This is a genomic window from Candidatus Latescibacter sp. IFSED24 (assembly GCF_058273205.1).
The window spans coordinates 1,590,373-1,607,645 of the sequence record NZ_CM177850.1 but is presented as its reverse complement, the minus strand read 5'-3'; the positions used below and the strand labels follow the sequence as shown (position 1 = coordinate 1,607,645).

The window sequence follows — 17,273 nt, the reverse complement described above, 5'->3', positions numbered from 1 at the left end:
AGCAGTGTGGCGGTCCGACTGGGCATCGTCATCATCCACTACAACACGCCCGAGGATCTGGGTCGCTGCCTGGAGTCCCTGCGTGCGCAGGCGCCGACCTGCACCCACGAGGTGCTGGTGGTGGACAACGCCAGCGCCCCCGTGGGACTCGACGAACTGCAGGAGCGGTATCCGGAGGTGCAGTGGATCCGGAACACCGAGAACCTCGGGTACGGCCGCGGCTGCAACCAGGGCATGGCGGCGCTGGCCGCGGATTACCACCTGATCCTGAACCCGGACATCGTGGTGCTGCCCGGTTCGCTGGACGCACTGGTCGCCTTCGCCGACGAGCATCCCCGGGCCGGTCTGATCGGTCCGCAGCTCCTCAACGAGGACGGCACGATCCAGGAGTCCTGCCGGCGCTTCTACACCTTCTGGACGCTCCTGCTGCGCCGGACGCCCCTCGGCAAGCTGCGCCCCAACAGCCGCACCATCCAGCGCCACCTCATGCGCGATTTCGACCATGGCAGCGTGCGGCCGGTGGACTGGGTGCTCGGCGGCTGCCTGCTCGTGCGCCGCGAGGCGCTGGCGCGCTGCGGTCCCATGGACGACCGCTTCTTCCTCTACTTCGAGGACGTCGACTGGTGCTACCGCATGTGGCAATGCGGGTTCGAGGTGGTCTACCTGCCTACGGCCCGCTTCGTGCACCGCCACCGCCGCAGCAGCGCCAAGGGCGCCCTGAACCGGAGCTTCTGGCTGCATCTGGGCAGCCTGATCTCGTTCTACGAGAAGTGGAGCCTGGTGGTGTACGCCGCCAAGAAGTGGCGGCGACCCCTGGAGGTGGGGCTGCACTGGCTGCTGGACATGGCGCTGCTCGCGGTCGCCCTGCTCGGGGCCTACGCCGGGCGCCGTCTGGCCCAGCCCTTCTTCGACGAGGACCTGCTGCCGCTCTCGTGGTACGGGTCGTGGTTCGGGTACGCCGCCATCCTGGTGACCGTGGCCTTCGTGGTCATGGGGCGGTACCGCGCGGCGCGTCTCCACGAGGGCGTGTCCCCTGGCGATCATCTGCGCCAGATGGGACTGGTGGCGCTCATGCTGCTGGCGGGGTCGTACCTGGGACGCGACAGCGTGGTCAGCCGGGTGGTACTCCTGCTGACGCTGGGCCTCTACACCGGACTGACGGCCTGGGCAGCGCAACTGGTGGGTCGGGTGCACCGGCGGCTCGAGCGCGGCTACTTCATCCTCGAGCGGACGCTCCTGGCGGGGCCCCGAACCGAACTGGACCGCTGGCTCCTCGCGAGCGGCGACCTGCGCGATCTGGGCGCCGACGTGGTGGGCTATGTCACCGACGATCCGGCCGCCGCGGGCGGACATCATCCCGTCGGTGGCGGCGACGTTCCCTGGCTGGGCACCGTCGAGCAGTTGCCCACCCTGGTCGATCGGTTCCGCGTATCCCAGGTGGCGTTCTGGCAAACGTCGCAGCCGGGAGCCCTGGCGCCGGCGATCCTGGTGCCCCTGCGCCGGGCGCGGATCCGGCTCCGCTGGATCCTCGACGAGGCCTGGCTGCTGGCGGTGGGCGCGCGGGCCGAATCTTTCGGCACCTCGGCCAGCGGTGTGCTCGACCCCGATGACGGGCAGTCGTTGCGCCGCCTGGCCGCCCGGCCGCCCGAGATCCTGGTCGCCACGATACTGCTGCTGATCTCGGGCTGCCTGGCGCTGCCGCGCTGGTGGCGGCTGCGCGCCGGGAGCATCCGTCGGGAAAGGGTCGACGGATCACCGTCCCGGACTGATAATGGTTGGATCACAGTGTATACCGATGGTCAGGGGCAGGGACTGCCCCTCTGGTGGCAATCGGGCCTGGCGCTGGCGCTCTTGCGGGGGGATCTGGCGCTCAGCGGCCGGCCGCTGGCCGGATCCGACCAGCCGGTGGATCCCGTGCGTCTGTTGCTCGATACCGGTGCCGACCGACCCGGGCTGACCGGGCCCTGGGCCGAACGCGGCCGGCTGACGACATTCCTGTTGAATCCCGGGGGATGGGCGGCTGCCGCCGGTTCCGGGGAGGGCGAGACGCCCCGCTCAGGCGGGGAGGAGGTCAACGAATCATGAGGCCGAACCACTGCCGAATCTGCATCTTGCTGGCGTCGACCTGGCTGTTCGCCATGACGGTCGCCACGGCCCAGACGCCCACGTTCCAGCCGCTGGTCACCGGCCAGTTTCCCGGTTCCGCCCAGTATGTAAACGGCCTCGTCTACACGGGCCTGCAGATGGGCGGCCTGGTGGAGTGGGATCCCGAACAGGAGGCCACGCGACGCCAACTCACCCGGGCCCAGGGGCTCGGCGGCCACTTCGTGCAGGACCTGGCCTGGTCCGGGGTGCACCTCTGGGTCGCCACCGCGGACGGTGGCCTGACCGCCATCGCCGACCCGGGCGGCAACCAGGAATCGCTGCGCATCTTCAGCAGCGCCATCGCGTCGCTCGACGTCACCACGGTCACCGGCCAGCTCATCGGCAGTACCGAACGCGTCTATTACGGCACCAACGGCGCGGGGATCGGCGAGATCGTCAGCGGTTTGCCCGGCGCCTTCTACTCGACCCAGGAAGGGCTCATCGACAACACCATCGACGACATGGCCCTGTCCGGCGACCTGCTGCTGGTGGCCACGCCCACCGGCCTCTCGCGTTTTGCCGAGAACACCTTCACCAATTATCCATACGGCAATGCCGACACCGAGGCGGTGATCGCCCTCGAACGCGATGCGGACGGCAATATCTGGGCGGCCACGTGGTCGGGCGTGAAGCGCTGGAACGATGAGACCCGCAGTCTGGAGTTGGTGCTCTCGGCCGGCTTCATCCGCGACATCGCCATCGACGGCAACGATGTCTACGCCCTGACCTCGAGCGAGACGTTGTTCCGGATCCGCGATGATGTCGGCACGTCCATCTTCATGCCCGCGGTGCCCGAGGGCCACACGCGCGACAGCCGCTCGCTGGCAGCCGGCGGAGGGGGGATCTGGGCTGCCGGTCGAGCCCGCCACGGCGTCATGGCCAGCCCGAACACGAGGCTCTGGCAGCCCTGGATCGGTGAGTCCGATCAAAGCGGCGCCGAGGTCGATTACCTGGACACCTGCATCATCGGCGCCACCGGCGGGTTCGACGGTGTGGCGTTCGACGACCAGAACCGGGCCTGGATCGGCGACCGGGAAGGCGATGGTCTGGCGGCCCTGACCGACGCGGGCTGGTACAACGTCTACCAGCTGGCCACGGTCGACAACGATTCGCTGGGCCTCTTCAACCACTTCGGCAACCTGCTGGCCATGGCGGGCCAGGGCGGCGACATCTGGTTCGGCCAGTTCGGCACCGGCGCTATCCACTTCCAGCCGGCCGACACGCCCGGCGGGGTGGAGGACTGGGACCTCTTCCGACCGCTCCACGAACCGATCCAGGGCCGGCAGTTCATCCAGATCGGGATCCATCCCGACGGCCAGGTCCTCCTCTGCACCACCGACAACGCCCCCGACGAGAATCTCGGTGTCGATGTGCTCGTGGATCCCGAGCGGCCCTTCGCCGGCGATTCCTGGCTGCACATCGACGCCGATGTCCTCGGGGGAGGGAACATCTGGGCCATCGGCATCGAGCGCCGCGACGTGATCTGGTTCGGCGTACGGGGGGACGGTCTGCAGCGCTGGGACATCAACGGCCTGTCCAACGGGCCGGACGATCCCCTGACCTGGCTCGACACCTCGGACGATCACTGGCGTGAGATCGCGCTGACGGCCGTGCCGGGCAGCCAGTTCGATTTCCTCAGCGCCAACGCCATCGCGTTCGACCCCGCCGATGGCAGCCTGTGGGTCGGCGCCGGTTCGGGACTGGTCAACTTCACCTACGACGAGTTCTTCGGCAACGCCACCCTGGTCCAGGAGTGGGGCGAGAAAGAACAGACCTTCGTGCCGGGGCTCCTGGGGGCGCGGGTCCTGGGGCTCGGTTTCGACCGCAACCAGGCGCTCTGGGCGCTCACCTCCAACGGTCTGAACCGCCTGCGCTTCGCGAGCGATGGCGGGGTGACGTTCGATGCCTTCACCGATCTGGCTACCTACTTCAGCCTCGATCCCAGCTTCTACTCGCCCAACATCATCGTGCCGCTCTGCGGCGGGACGTACCGGCGTCTGGCGCTCAGCGCCGATGGCACGCGCCTGGCCCTGACCAGCGACCTCGGCGGCACCCTGGCCGACATCCCGGCCGCCGGCTCGGGTGGCGGCGGCGAGGCCAGTCAGGCGTTCCTCTATCCCAATCCGTTCCCGGGCGAGAGCGGCGTCGAACTGCTGAGCCTCGGCGGGCTCGACACCAGCGAGTTCACCGCCGAGGTGGAGATTCTCAACCTGGCGGGCCAGGTGGTCTATCGGAACCGCTCGGTGGCGAACGAGGTCGGCTTCTGGGACGGTCGCAACCGCCAGGGGCGGCTCGTGGCGTCCGGGCTCTACGTGGTGCGCATCGAGCACGGTGGTCGCACCGAGGTGCGCCAGCTCGCGGTCACGTTCTAGGAAAGGACCAGCTGTTGGCAAGCAAAGGCAGCAACGGTCGGAAGCGACTCTTGATCGTCGGTGCGGGCGAGGCCGGGCGGGCGCTGGCCGAGGAGATGCGGGCCACGCCCGACCTCGGGCTATTGCCGGTGGGCTTCGTGGACGACGATCCCCGATTGCTCGGAACCGCGGTCGCCGGCTTGCCCGTGGCGGGCGACACTTCGCGCCTGGTGGAGGCGGCCGCGGAGGTGGCAGCCGACGAGATCCTCATCGCCATCCCCTCGGCTCGCGGCTCGCTCATCCGGCGCCTGGTGCTGCTCTGCAAGCGGGCGAACCTGCCTTTTCGCATCGTGCCGGGGCTGCGCGCCATCATCGAGGGCGACGCCAGCTTCAAGCAGGTACGACCGGTCTCGCCCGAGGATCTCCTGGGCCGGGAGACCGTGTCGTTCCAGGCCGGTCCGGCCCGGTCGGTGGTCCAGGGGCGCACGGTGATGGTCACCGGTGCCGGTGGTTCCATCGGTGGGGAACTCTGCCGCCAGCTGCTGCCGCTCAGACCGGCGGAGTTGATCCTGCTGGGTCGCGGCGAGAACAGCATCTTCGAGATCCTGAACGAGCTCGCGCTGAACGCCCAGGACACGCGCCTGGTGCCGGTGATCTGCGACGTGCGGGACCACCGACGCCTCGAGGTCCTGGCCTCACGCCACCGCCCCGATCTCATCCTGCACGCTGCGGCCCACAAGCACGTGCCCCTGATGGAAGACAATCCCGAGGAGGCGGTGGTGGTCAACGCGGGCGGCACCGCGAACCTGCTGGCCTTCGCGCGGCGGGTGGAGGCCGAGCGCTTCGTCCTGATCAGCACCGACAAGGCCGCCGAGCCCGACAGCATCATGGGGGCGACCAAGAAGCTGGCCGAGCTCCTGGTCCGCCAGGCGCAGGCCACCAACGGGGCGACGCATTTCATGACCGTGCGCTTCGGCAACGTCCTGGGCAGCCGCGGCTCGGTGGTACCCTTCTTCCAGAAACGCATCGCCGCGGGCCGGCCCCTACCGGTGACGCACCCGGAGATGACGCGCTACTTCATGACCATTCGCGAGGCCGCGCTGCTGGTCATCGAGGCCATGGTCCTGGGCGAGGCCGGCGCCACCTACATCCTGGAGATGGGCGAGCCGGTGCCCATCCTCGAGCTGGCGCGCAACCTCCTGGTGCTCTCGGGCTTCGGCACCGAGGACGACGGTCCCGGCATCGAGATCGTGGGGACCAGGCCGGGCGAGAAGCTCCACGAATCGTTGCTGGATCCGGGGGAGAGGCTCGAGGATAGCGGCAGCCCGCTGATCCACAAGGCGCGGTGCCGGACCGGCGATCCCGCGCTGATCGCCAGCACCCTGCCCGAGCTCCTGGCCATGGCCGGCCAGGGCGACCGGACCGGTCTGAGGGCGAAGCTGGCCGCGTTGCTGGCGCGGCCCGGTCTGGCGGAACCGGCGGCCCGGAGCGAACCGTGAGCCCCGGATCAGGGGCCCCGGCCGTGACCGTCGAGCTGCTGACCTCACCACCCGATTCGCCCACCGATCAGGCGACCGATGTCTTCACCGCCAGCCCGCTCTGGGCCAGTCTGTCGGCCCGCCATTACCGTCAGACCAGCGCGTTCTGGCTCCAGGCCGAGCTCGCCGGCCGGATGGTGGGGACCTTGCCGGTTCTACGCCGCCGCCATCGCGGCATCGACCGCCTCGAGAGCAGTCTCGACGGCACGGTCGCCGGCCCCCGGCTGGCCGCCGATCTCGACGACGTGACGGCCAGGATGGTGAGCGAGGCCCTGTTGACAAGCCTCGCCGACCAACTCGGGGGACGGACCATGGTCGCGGCCGTGACTCTGGATTCGCCGCGCGTGCACCACCTGGCTGCCCGTGGGCTGACCTCGCCATGGACCATCTCGCCCTACGAATCGGCCGTGGTGGATTGTCGCCAGGGGCTGACCCAGGTCGAGGCCGAACGCTGGACCAACAACCGGCGCAACGAGCGTAACCGCGGGCTCAAGCGCGGCTGCTCCCTGCACACCGAACATGATCCGGAGGCGGTGGCGACCTGGTATCCGCTCTACCTGGCCGGGACGAGGCGCTGGAGCCAGGCTCCCGTGCCCCTGGGCTTCCTGCAGGCGCTCCTGCGCGAGGCTCCCGGCCAGACCGCGTTCAACTGCGTGCGCCTGGCTGGCGACCTGGTCGCCGGGCACTTCTGTTTCGTCTCCCGGGGCCGTCTGGTGGCCTGGCAGGGAGCGGTACGGCCCGACCTCGCCCGGACGCATTTCCTGACCACCCTGCTCTACTGGCAGGACCTGGTCCATGCCTGCGAGCGCGGCCTCGCGGCGGTGGATTTCGGCGGGTGCGTGGGGCGGGACGGTCTCTGGGATTTCAAGCGGCGCTGCGGCGCCGAACCCGAGCCGCGCTGGCAATTGCTGGCACGCTCGGGCTCCGGACGCTGGCTGCAGCGCCTGACCGCCGGCTTGCGCGCCCGCCGGGGAGGGGCCGCATGAAGCTGGCGGTCACCGGCTCCCGGATCCTGGTGCTGCGGACGGTGCAGAAGGCCGCCAACGCCGCGGTGGCCATCGTGATCATGCAGGGACTGGGGCCGGTGGGCAACGGTCGCTACAGCCTGACGGTGACCATCGTGACCGTGCTCGCAGCCGTGCTGGCCGGTGGTGTGGGGCTGGCCTCGGTCCCGATCCTGCGGCGCCGGACGGCGGCGCCGTGGCGGGTGCTGCGGGCCCAATCGCTCTGGTTCGCCCTGGTGGCCGGGGTGCTGGTGACGGCTGTCGGCGTGGTGCGCGTCACGCCGGTCTGGACCTGGCTTTATCTCGAATTGACGTGGAACGAGGCGCTCCTGGCCTGCGCGGCCGCCACGGTCCTGGCCATGCTCGTCTTCGAGACCGCCAATTACAGCCTCCTGGCGGCGGGACGCGTGGTGCAGGGGACGGCGGTGGCGGCGATCCGGACGCTGGTGCTGGTGGTGGTTCTGGGCGCGTTCCTGTTCCTGGGGCGGCTCCAGTTCGCCATGGCGTTCGTGGTCTTCGCCCTGCTGCAGGCCATGGGAGCGGTGGTGATGCTGAGGTCCAGCCGCCGCGAGGTCCTGGCCGGGCCCGGGCCGGGACGGGAGACGGATCCGCCGGGATGCCGGGGTCTGCTGGCCACCTTGCTGCGGAACGGCTGGCTGGGCCAGCTCTCGGCCCTGAGCTACCTGCTCCTGCTGCGTCTCGACCAGTTCTTCCTCGAGGCCAATCTCGACACCGCCGCCGTGGGTCTCTACGCTGCGGCCGTCTGGGGCGCCGAACTGCTCTGGCTCGTGCCCGAGGCACTCAACCCCTTGCTGGTCCATTCCTCGGCCGACGAACACGACACCGGTCGCGACCTCACCGCGGCCCGGGCGGTGCGCCTCGGCCTGGGGTTGACCGCGCTGGCGGCGATCCCGTTGGCCGTGGCCGCCGGCCCTCTGCTCGGATTGCTGCGCGACGGCGCCTACCTGCCGGCAGTGACCCCGCTGCAAGTGCTCTTGCCCGGTGTCATCGCCTTCGCCCCGGGGGCGGTGCTGGCCGGTGATTTCATCGGACGTGGGCGACCGCACTGGAACACTCAGGCCAGCGTGGTCACCGTGGTGGCCAATGTGACGCTCTGCCTGCTCTGGATCCCTCGCTTCGGGATCCTGGGAGCAGCATGGGCGTCCACGGTGGCCTATGCCCTGGGTTCCGCCATCATGCTGCTGCGTTTCCGCCAGGTCACCGCCTTGCCCTGGCATCAGATCCTCCTGCCGCGACCTTCCGATCTGCGGCACTGATCAAATCCCCACTGGGCCCCACCAGGCGCCATCGGCGGCGAAATCCGTGATCTAGTCCATAATTTGGTGCCCAATGGCCTGATCTGGCCTATGTCGATTTTCCAAAAAAAAGGCTATTGACACGATCTGGGGGGTTGTATTACCGTGCAGTGGTGATCAGTGGTGTTGAGTGGTGATTAATGGTGAAAATGAAGCGGACAGGCGGAAGCCAGGAACGGTGAACGAGCAGCTGGACACGAGCACGAACACGCCGGAGCCATTGCTATATGGCTCCTATGAACGGGCCCTGGACGCCAAGGGCCGGTTCAACGTGCCGTTCCGCTTCCGCAAGAAGGATCTCAAGAAGGAGGAGGAGCCTCCCCGCTTCATGATCACCGAGGATCCGCAGGGCGTGGTCAGCCTGATGACCTGCCAGGAATACGAGCTGGCCCTGTCGCGGGCCAAGTCGCTGGGCAAGGGCCGCGAACAGTGGACCTTCCTGCGCTGGCTGGCGACCCACTCGCAGGAAGTCCAGCTCGATGGCCAGGGCCGGGTGGCCATCCCGCAGAAGTATCTGGAACGCATCGGGGCCGAGAAGCGGCTCCTGGTCATGGGCGTGGGCACCAGGATGGAACTCTGGGAGCCCGGCCGGTTCGAGGCGGTCCAGGCCGCCACCGGCGCCCCCACCGAGGAGTTCTTCGAGGAATTCTACCAGTAGGTCGGCCGTCCACGGAGGGATGGCCAGAGGGGAAGGGAGTCCGCCATGCCGAGCGAGGGGATCCGGCAACGCGATGGCGCTGCGACGAGCAGACCTTTCTCCACGTGCGACCTCGTGGTCCGGGGCCAGACCGTCCGGGTCCGCCTCGCCGGCATCCTCGACCGTCAGAGCCTGCGGCGCCTGATGGTCGAGGCCGATCACCATCTCTATGGCCGGAATCGGCTCTTGATCCTGGATGGATCGCAGCTGCTCCACCTGGACTACCGCTGCGTGCCCATGCTGCTGCAATGGGGGCGGGGCCTGCGATCCTTCGGACACCGGCTCTATCTGGCCAACTGGAACGATTATCTGAGCGCCATCCTGGCCATGGAGGACTGGGATGGTGAACTGGAGCAGGGAGCCCTGCGCGCCCCGGCCACCGCGGCGCCAGGGCTGCCCCGGCAACTCCAGGTACCATGACCGACCGCTTGCACGTCCCGGTACTCAGGGACGAGGTCCTGAGCTTCCTGGAGCCAGGGCCGGGACGGCGGATCGTGGATGGAACCTTCGGCTTCGGGGGTCACAGCGTGGCCATGCTCGAGGCCGGAGCGGATGTCCTGGGTCTGGACCTGGACGAGGAGGCGGTCGCGGCCTGCAGAAGGATCTCGACCGACCGCCCCCGCCTCTCCTGCCAGCGGCGAAGCTTCCGCGAGCTTCCCGACGCGCTGGCGGAGGCGGGCTGGGACCTTGCCGATGGCTTGCTCCTGGACCTGGGCGTGAGCTCGCGACAGCTCGACGACCCGGCCAAGGGCTTCACGTATCGCGCCGACGGCCCGCTGGATCTGCGCTTCCACCAGCACCGAGGCCAGCCGGCCCACGTCCTCCTCGCGGCGATGGACGAGAAGGAACTCGTCCGGATCCTGCGCGACTACGGGGAGGAACGCGGGGCCCGACCGCTGGCCAGGGCCATCAAGGGTGCGGGGCGGACGGAGCCGCTCCGCACCACGGCGCAACTGGCCGACGCGATCCGCGAGAGCCTGCCACCCGGCGCGCCGGTGAACGCCATCCTCAGCCGGGTCTTCCAGGCGTTACGGATCGCGGTCAACGAGGAGATGTCGGCACTGGGCGAGGTCCTCGAGGTGGCGGTCCACCAGATCAGGCCAGGCGGCCGGATCGCGGTCATCGCCTACCACTCGCTGGAGGATCGTCTGGTCAAGCGCTGGCTCGACCGTGAACGACGCGACTGTCTTTGCCCGCCGCAGGTCCCGATCTGCCAGTGCGGGCACCACGCCACCCTGAAGCCGGTGACCCGCCGGCCGGTGACGGCCACGGCGGCCGAGGTGGCCCAGAACCCGCGGGCCCGCAGCGCGAAGCTGCGCGTGGCCGAGATCCTGCCCTCCACCGGAAGGAGACCGTCGTGACCGGCCTGTCGTCCAGCGCACCCGCGGCCTCCTGGTGCATGGCGCGCCCACGCGGACGGGGTCGCCACTGGCCGCTCTGCGTCGTGGGGATCGGACTGCTGGCCACGGGCCTCTTGGCCGGGTCGATCCAGCTCAGCAACGTCAACACCGCCCTGCGGCAGGAGATCCAGGACCTCCAGCAAGGCTGCGCCACCGGGGAAGCCCAGCGCGCCCTGCTCTCGGTGCGCTGGAATACCGCCAGTTCACGCCAGCTGATCATGGGCCGCGCCGAGCGCGAACTGGGCCTGATCTGTCCGGAGGCTCCGGGTACCATCCTCGTGGCGGCACGGCGACCCGCCTCGCGCGAGGGCTGGCTGCATACGGTCCAGCTGGCCACGCCCGCACCCTCGCTGCCGGCGGCCGTGGCCGCCACCGAACAGCCATGACACGCGGGCGCGGCACGGCGCAGCGCTTCCTGATGATCCAGGTGGCCTGCCTCGTGTTCGCCCTGGTCCTGGTGGGCCGCCTCGTCCATATCCAGGTGATCCAGCACGAACGCTTCGCCACCGAGGCGCGCCAGCAATGGCTGCAAGTCCGCACCCTCGCGCCCGACCGCGGCGATCTCCTCGATCGCCAGGGACGACCCCTGGCGCTCACGGTGCGCTCCTATCGGGTGGGGGTGGCGCTCAAGCTGGTGAAGGACCGCGCCCGGCTGGCGGCGGTCCTCGCCGAGATCCTGGCGGAGGACCAGGAGAGTGTCGCCCGGCGTCTGCAGGGACAGGGCCATCTGGTGCTCAGCCGGCAGGCATTCCTCGGGCCCGACGAGATCAACCGGCTGAGGCGATTCCCCGCGGTCACCCTCGACGCCCAGCACAGCCGGGTCTATCCCCTGGATGGGGTGGGTGCCTCGCTCGTCGGCTTCCATCGCGAGGACCCAGACAGCACCGTGCATCAGACGGGACTCGAGCGTGGGCTCGATCATCTGCTGGTGGGCCAGCCCGGTCTGGCGCGTCTGGTGCGGTCGGCCCGACCGGGGGAGGATCACGGCGAGGTGGTGGTGGAGCCCGTGCGCCACGGCGCGGACGTGGTGCTGACGCTGGACGCCGACCTGCAGGAGATCTGCGAGAGCCGTCTGCGCGACGCGGTGGCCAGCAGCGGCGCGGCCAGCGGGTCGGTGCTCGTGCTGGACCCGCAGAACGGAGACGTGCTGGCGGCGGCGAGCTGGCCGCTGCTGCCAACCCGGCAGACGCGGGTGGCGGATGCGGGTTGCTGGATCAACCGCAACGTGACGGCGATGTACGAGCCGGGTTCGGTGTTCAAGATCTTCACCGCCGCGACGCTGCTCGCGCACGGGGCCGTGGACACCGCCACGATCTACGATTGTGCGGACACCCGGTTCGACGGTTTCCGGATCCGCGAGGCCGCCGGCCACCACTATGGTCGGCTGACCTTCATGGAGGCATTCGCCCAGTCGAGCAATGTCTGGTTCGCTCGCGCGGTGGCCAACCTGGATCCCGAGGAGCACTATCGGGCGCTGCTCGACTTCGGTTTCGGGCAGGGCACGGGCGTGGAGTATCCCGCCGAGGTGGATGGGATGCTGGCGGATCCGGCGCACTGGTCGAGCCGTTCGCAGGCCACCCTCGCCATCGGACAGGAGGTGGCGGTCACGCCGCTGCAGCTCGGCCTGGCGGTGGCCGCGGTGGCCAACGGCGGCACACTCTACGCGCCGCGCCTCTATGCCGAGGTTCGCGACGGTGACGGTGGCGTGCTGCAGGAGAATCCCGCCCGGCCGCTGCGGCAAGTGCTGCCTCCAGGCCTGGACCGGTTGCTGCGTCAGGCCATGCGGCGCGTCGTCACCACGGGGACCGGCGAGGTGGTGAATCGTCCTTGGATCGCCATCGGCGGCAAGACGGGCACGGCGCAGAAGAGTCTGCCGGGACGCGGCTACGTCGAAGGCCACTACACGGCGACGTTCGCGGGCATGCTGCCGGTAGAGGAGCCCCGGCTGGTGATCGTGACCGTCCTCGACGAACCCCAGGGCATCAAGCACTATGCGGCGCAGAGCGCGGCCCCGCTCTTCGCTGCGGTGGTGGATGACATACGCCGGACCACGCGCTGGTTGACGGCGGTCGATGAGACCTGCACCCGGGTGGTGTCCGCGACGCAGGTGGACGCCGTGATGGTTCCCGACGTGCTGTACCTCGAGGCGACCAACGCCGCGCTGCGGCTGCGTCAATCCGGACTGACGGTGGTAGGCGCAGAGCAGGCCGGTACGGTGATCATGCAGGTACCCAATGCCGGCAGTCTGGTCGCTCCGGGCAGCATGGTCAGTCTCACCGCCGAGGTGCGCGGCGGCGACGAGTCGCAGCTCTGTCCCGACCTCACCGGCCTGAGCAACCGTCAGGTTCGCGCCCTGGCTGCGCGCCTGGGCATCCCGATCTCGGTGGCAGGCGTGGGTTACGTCGAGGAGCAGGCGCCGGCGCCCGGCGCCCGGCTGACCCGGACCGGTCTCCAGGTGAGGATGGCTCCATCATGGCCGTGACCTTCGGGCAACTCTGTGCGCCCTGGCCCGACATCGAGGTGGTTGTCGGAGCGCAGACGCCGATCCACGCCGTGGTGGAGGATTCGCGCGCCGTTGTTCCGGGCGCCGTGTTCGTGGCCGTCAGCGGCCATGGCCACGATGGCCACCAGTTCCTGGCCCAGGCCCTCGCCGGCGGCGCCGCCGCCGTGATCGTGGATCGTCATCGTCTGGCTGAATTCCGGGCCGCCCTTCCTGATCCCTCCGTTGCCTGGGCGACGGCCTCCCGCACCCGGGGGCTGCCGTCCCGTCTGGCACGGGAGTGTGAGGGGCGGCCCGATGAACAACTGGTCACCGTCGGTGTGACCGGCACCAACGGCAAGACCACCACGGCGTTCCTGCTCCAGGAACTCCTGGGCACGCTGCAGGGTCCGTGCGGTCTGCTGGGGACGATCCGGTACGACGATGGCCGCGAGCGCGTGCCGGCTCCCCTGACCACGCCGGGCGGGCCCATGCTCTTCGCCTGGCTCGCCCGCATGGTGGCTGCCGGCTGCCGCGCCGCCGCCATGGAGATCTCGTCCCACGCCCTCGATCAGGAACGCCCCGGTGAACTCGCCCTCGATGTGGCCGTGCTGACCAACCTGGGCCGCGACCACCTGGACTACCACGGCGACATGGCCCGCTACCTCGCCGCCAAGGCCAGCATCATGGAGCTGCTGCGCGCCGGACCGCATCGCGTCAAGCCCGAGGGCGCGGTGGCGCTCAACGTGGCTGACGAAGCGCTGGCAGGATTGGGCACCGGCGGCCTGCGCAGCATCCGCTTCGCGGCCGGTCGGGTGCCGGCATCGGTGCCGGTGGATCTGGCCGTCAAGGATGTCGAGCTCTCCCTCACCGGCACGCGGATCGACCTCGACTGGCGGGGTCGGGCGCTCACCCTCGCGAGTCCGCTGGTGGGGCGCTTCAACGTGGAGAATCTGCTGGCTGCCCTGGCCTCCGGTCTGGCCCTGGGGTACGCGGCCGACGAATGCCTCGCGGCCCTGGCCGGCATCGCCCAGGTGCCCGGGCGCATGGAACGCTTCCTCTTGCCCGCCGGCGCCCTCGCCGTGGTGGATTACGCCCACACCCACGACGCCCTGGCCGCGGTCCTGGGCACCTGCCGCGAACTCTGTCCCGGTCGGCTGCACGTGGTCTTCGGTTGCGGCGGAGACCGGGACCGCGGCAAACGACCGCTCATGGGCCAGGTGGCCGCCCGGCACGCCGATTCCGTCATCATCACCTCCGACAACCCGCGCAGCGAGGATCCCGCCGCCATCTGCCACGAGGTGGCGCTGGGCTTCGACACCGCCACCGATCGGCGCGCGCTCTCCAGGCGCGTGATCGTCGATCGGACCGCCGCCATCACGGCGGCCCTGTCCGGTGCCGAAGCGGGGGACGTGGTGGTGGTCGCCGGCAAGGGACACGAGGACTACCAGCTGGTTGGCGGCCGCACGCTGCATCTGGACGACCGCGAGATCATCCGGTCCTGGCTCGCGAAGGAGTCGGCCGATGCCTGAGCACTACACGTTGCAGGACGCGGCACACGACCTGGATCAGGCCGGACTCCTGCTGGCCGTGGCGGTGGCGGACCGCGGGCGCTGGCGCACGGTGACACCGTCTCTTGCTTGCGGGCACTTCCGGGGCGCGATCCTGGATTCGCGCGAGGCGCGGGCGGATGTCCTGTTCGTGGGGCTGTCCGGAACCCGGACCGATGGCCGGATCTTCGCTCCCGCGGCCCTGGCCGCCGGCGCGCATGCGCTCGTGGGACCCGGCGACGCCGATCTGGTCCCCGGGGGGACCGCACCCCAGCGCGGGACCATCCTCGTCAGCGGCGATCCAGAGGCGGCGTTGACCCTGCTGGCGAAGCGCTGGCGACAGCGGCTCCACGCCACCGTGGTGGGCGTGACCGGTAGCAACGGCAAGACCACCACGAAGGATCTGCTGGCGGCGCTGCTGTCGGCGGCCGGTCCGGTCCTGGCGACCACGGGCAACCTCAACAGTGCCCAGGGCGTGCCCGTGACCATCCTGGGACTGGGCCCGGAGCATCGCTTCGCGGTGGTGGAGATGGGGGCCTCGGCGGTGGGCCACATCGCGGCGCGGGCTGCCACGGCGCAACCACGTATCGGCGTGATCACCAACGCCGCCGCCGCGCACCTCGAGGAATTCGGCAGCCTGGAGCAGGTGATCCGCGGCAAGGGTGAACTGGTGGAGGCGTTGCCGCGTGACGGCGTCGCCATTCTCAACGCCGACAGCCCGGGATTCGCTCACTGGAGCGCCGCCGCCCCGTGCCCGGTGGTCTCCTGGGGGGGCGAGGTCGGCGAACACCGCTGGACCTGGCAGCCCGGCACTGCGGCCACGCCCGGGTGGCTGGAACTCGACGGCAAGCGCTGGCCCGTGCCGTTGCCGGGGCGTCATAACGCCGCCAATCTCTGCGCCGCCATCCTGGCGGCGCGGGCCGCGGGCCTGGCGGACGACCAGCTGCGCGCCGGACTCGCCGCGTTCCGACCGTCCCCGCACCGGGGCGCAGTGCGTCGGCTGGGCGGTCGTCTGGTTCTGGATGATTGCTACAACGCCAATCCCGCCAGTATGCTGAGCGCGGCCCGCACGCTCCTGGCGCTGGCCGGCGGGCCGGCGTTCCTGGTGCTCGGAGGCATGGCTGAACTGGGACCCGATTCGGACACGCTGCATCGCGACTGCGGACGCGAGCTGGCGGAGCTGGGGCCGGCGACCCTGATCGCCGTGGGCGCGGCGGCCACACCGCTAGCCACGGGCTTCGGCGACGCCGGTGGGCGGGTCATGGCGTGCCCGGATCATGAGGCGGCGGCCAGCCTTCTGGCCCGCGAAGCCCCGCCCGACGCCCGCCTCCTGGTCAAGGGTTCGCGCTCGACCGCCATGGAACGCGTGCTCGTCTCGCTGGTCGACGATCATCACTGGCTGGAGGACGACACCTCATGAGTTGCGATGTCCGCGACCGCACCTTCCTGGTCCTCGGCCTCGGCCGGAGCGGCTGTGCCGCCGGAGCACTGCTGCGACGCCATGGCGCCCGCGTGCTCGGTGCCGACGATGCGGCCGAGTCGGAGGTGACCCGGCGCTGGCAGCGCGAGGATCTGGAAGAGCTGGCTGCGGAGGCTTTCGACGAGGTCCTGGCCGGCGGGACCTGGCAAGCCCTGACGGCAGACACGGTCGCGGCCGTGATCCTGAGTCCGGGCGTACCGCCCGTCAACCCCGGCCTCGTGGCGCTCCGGGCGGCCGGAGTGCCGGTGCACGGCGAGCTCGAATGGGCGTCGCGTTTCTACGCCGGCCGCCTGGTGGCCGTGACCGGCACCAACGGCAAGTCCACCACCACGGCCTGGATCGCGCATGTGCTGGCCACGGCCGGTCTGGAGAGCCCGGCCCTCGGCAACCTGGGTCGTCCGCTGGCCATGGAGGCGGATCGCCTGCCGGCGGGGTCGGTGGCCGTGGTCGAGTGCAGCAGTTTTCAGCTCGAGACCATCGAGACCTTCCGGCCCACGGTGGGCGTCCTGCTGAACCTGGCGCCCGATCACCTCGATCGATACCCCGATCTGGCCGCCTATTACGCCGCCAAGGCGCGGCTGGCAACCCACGTCGCTGCCGACGGGACCTTCGTCGCCTGGACCGGCTGTCCCGAGGCGCTGGCCTGGCCCCATGGTGGCCGGCGGATGCTCTTCGGCGACCGCAGGGATGACGCCTGCTCCTGGCTCGCCGAGGGCAGACTCTGGGTGCGCCATCACCACGCGGACCACGCGCTGCTGGACCTGGCCGACCTGGCTCTGCAGTCGCCGCCCAATCTCCTGAACGCCGCGGCCACGGCAGCGGCGGTGTTGCCGCTGGTCGACGACCTGGACGCCGTGGCCGCCGGGCTCTGCAGTTTCCGTGGTCTGGCGCATCGGCACCAGCTGGTGGGCCGTCTCGGCGCCATCCGCTTCGTCAACGACACCAAGGCCACCAACGTGCACGCGGTGTGCGCCGGGTTGCGCGGCTATCCCTCGCCGGTGGTGCTCATCGCCGGCGGCAGCGGCAAGGGCGAGGATTACACGCCATTGCGCGAGGTCATGGCCGCCGTCCGGCACGTGGTGACCATCGGCGAGGAGGGTCCGGCCATCGCCGCGGCCCTGGCCGGCGCCGTGCCCTGCAGCGCGGCCGAAGACCTCGAGTCGGCGGTGGCCAGGGCGGCCGAACTGGCCGCCCCAGACGCCACGGTCCTCCTGAGTCCGGCCTGTGCCAGCTTCGACATGTTCACCAGTTACCGTCAGCGCGGCGAGGCCTTCGCCGCGGCGGCACGCGCCCTGGGCGCCCGGGAGGATTGA

13 protein-coding genes are annotated in these 17,273 nt (G+C 70.1%); all 13 read left to right on the top strand.

The annotated features are described in order from the left end of the window. Positions 1 to 6: 6 nt before the first annotated feature. The 13 genes from IFSED24_RS06615 to murD all read left to right on the top strand — a co-directional run bounded on the left by IFSED24_RS06615 (position 7) and on the right by murD (position 17,273). Positions 7 to 2,085, top strand: a complete 2,079-nt coding sequence (locus IFSED24_RS06615; protein ID WP_491334430.1) for a glycosyltransferase — start codon at positions 7 to 9, stop codon at positions 2,083 to 2,085. Beyond that, positions 2,082 to 4,517, top strand: a complete 2,436-nt coding sequence (locus tag IFSED24_RS06610; RefSeq protein ID WP_491334429.1) for a T9SS type A sorting domain-containing protein — start codon at positions 2,082 to 2,084, stop codon at positions 4,515 to 4,517. Before IFSED24_RS06615 ends, IFSED24_RS06610 begins: the two co-directional genes overlap by 4 nt. Positions 4,518 to 4,531: 14 nt before the next feature. Further along, positions 4,532 to 5,995, top strand: a complete 1,464-nt coding sequence (locus tag IFSED24_RS06605) for a polysaccharide biosynthesis protein (protein WP_491334428.1) — start codon at positions 4,532 to 4,534, stop codon at positions 5,993 to 5,995. Further along, the gene (locus tag IFSED24_RS06600; protein ID WP_491334427.1) at positions 5,992 to 7,020 is read left to right on the top strand and encodes a GNAT family N-acetyltransferase; all 1,029 of its coding nucleotides are present in this window, start codon (positions 5,992 to 5,994) and stop codon (positions 7,018 to 7,020) included. Before IFSED24_RS06605 ends, IFSED24_RS06600 begins: the two co-directional genes overlap by 4 nt. Continuing rightward, entirely contained in the window at positions 7,017 to 8,315 is a 1,299-nt protein-coding gene (locus tag IFSED24_RS06595; protein ID WP_491334426.1) for an MATE family efflux transporter, read from the top strand. Before IFSED24_RS06600 ends, IFSED24_RS06595 begins: the two co-directional genes overlap by 4 nt. 217 nt (positions 8,316 to 8,532) lie before the next feature. Next, the gene (locus IFSED24_RS06590; RefSeq protein ID WP_491334425.1) at positions 8,533 to 9,012 is read left to right on the top strand and encodes a division/cell wall cluster transcriptional repressor MraZ; all 480 of its coding nucleotides are present in this window, start codon (positions 8,533 to 8,535) and stop codon (positions 9,010 to 9,012) included. Positions 9,013 to 9,057: 45 nt separating this feature from the next. Beyond that, positions 9,058 to 9,471, top strand: coding sequence for an STAS domain-containing protein (locus IFSED24_RS06585; protein WP_491334424.1), 414 nt, complete (start codon positions 9,058 to 9,060; stop codon positions 9,469 to 9,471). Further along, positions 9,468 to 10,412, top strand: coding sequence for a 16S rRNA (cytosine(1402)-N(4))-methyltransferase RsmH (gene rsmH / locus IFSED24_RS06580; RefSeq protein WP_491334423.1), 945 nt, complete (start codon positions 9,468 to 9,470; stop codon positions 10,410 to 10,412). Before IFSED24_RS06585 ends, rsmH begins: the two co-directional genes overlap by 4 nt. Further along, positions 10,409 to 10,837 (top strand): hypothetical protein, encoded by a 429-nt coding sequence (locus IFSED24_RS06575; RefSeq protein WP_491334422.1) that lies wholly within the window; start codon positions 10,409 to 10,411, stop codon positions 10,835 to 10,837. Before rsmH ends, IFSED24_RS06575 begins: the two co-directional genes overlap by 4 nt. Beyond that, entirely contained in the window at positions 10,834 to 12,933 is a 2,100-nt protein-coding gene (locus IFSED24_RS06570) for a penicillin-binding transpeptidase domain-containing protein (RefSeq protein WP_491334421.1), read from the top strand. The genes IFSED24_RS06575 and IFSED24_RS06570 overlap by 4 nt, the downstream gene beginning before the upstream one ends. Further along, positions 12,924 to 14,462: a UDP-N-acetylmuramoyl-L-alanyl-D-glutamate--2,6-diaminopimelate ligase gene (locus IFSED24_RS06565; protein WP_491334420.1), complete on the top strand. Its 1,539-nt coding sequence runs from the start codon at positions 12,924 to 12,926 to the stop codon at positions 14,460 to 14,462. The genes IFSED24_RS06570 and IFSED24_RS06565 overlap by 10 nt, the downstream gene beginning before the upstream one ends. Further along, positions 14,455 to 15,900 (top strand): UDP-N-acetylmuramoyl-tripeptide--D-alanyl-D-alanine ligase, encoded by a 1,446-nt coding sequence (locus IFSED24_RS06560; protein ID WP_491334419.1) that lies wholly within the window; start codon positions 14,455 to 14,457, stop codon positions 15,898 to 15,900. Before IFSED24_RS06565 ends, IFSED24_RS06560 begins: the two co-directional genes overlap by 8 nt. Further along, on the top strand, positions 15,897 to 17,273 hold the full coding sequence (gene murD, locus IFSED24_RS06555) for a UDP-N-acetylmuramoyl-L-alanine--D-glutamate ligase (protein WP_491334418.1): 1,377 nt from the start codon (positions 15,897 to 15,899) through the stop codon (positions 17,271 to 17,273). The genes IFSED24_RS06560 and murD overlap by 4 nt, the downstream gene beginning before the upstream one ends.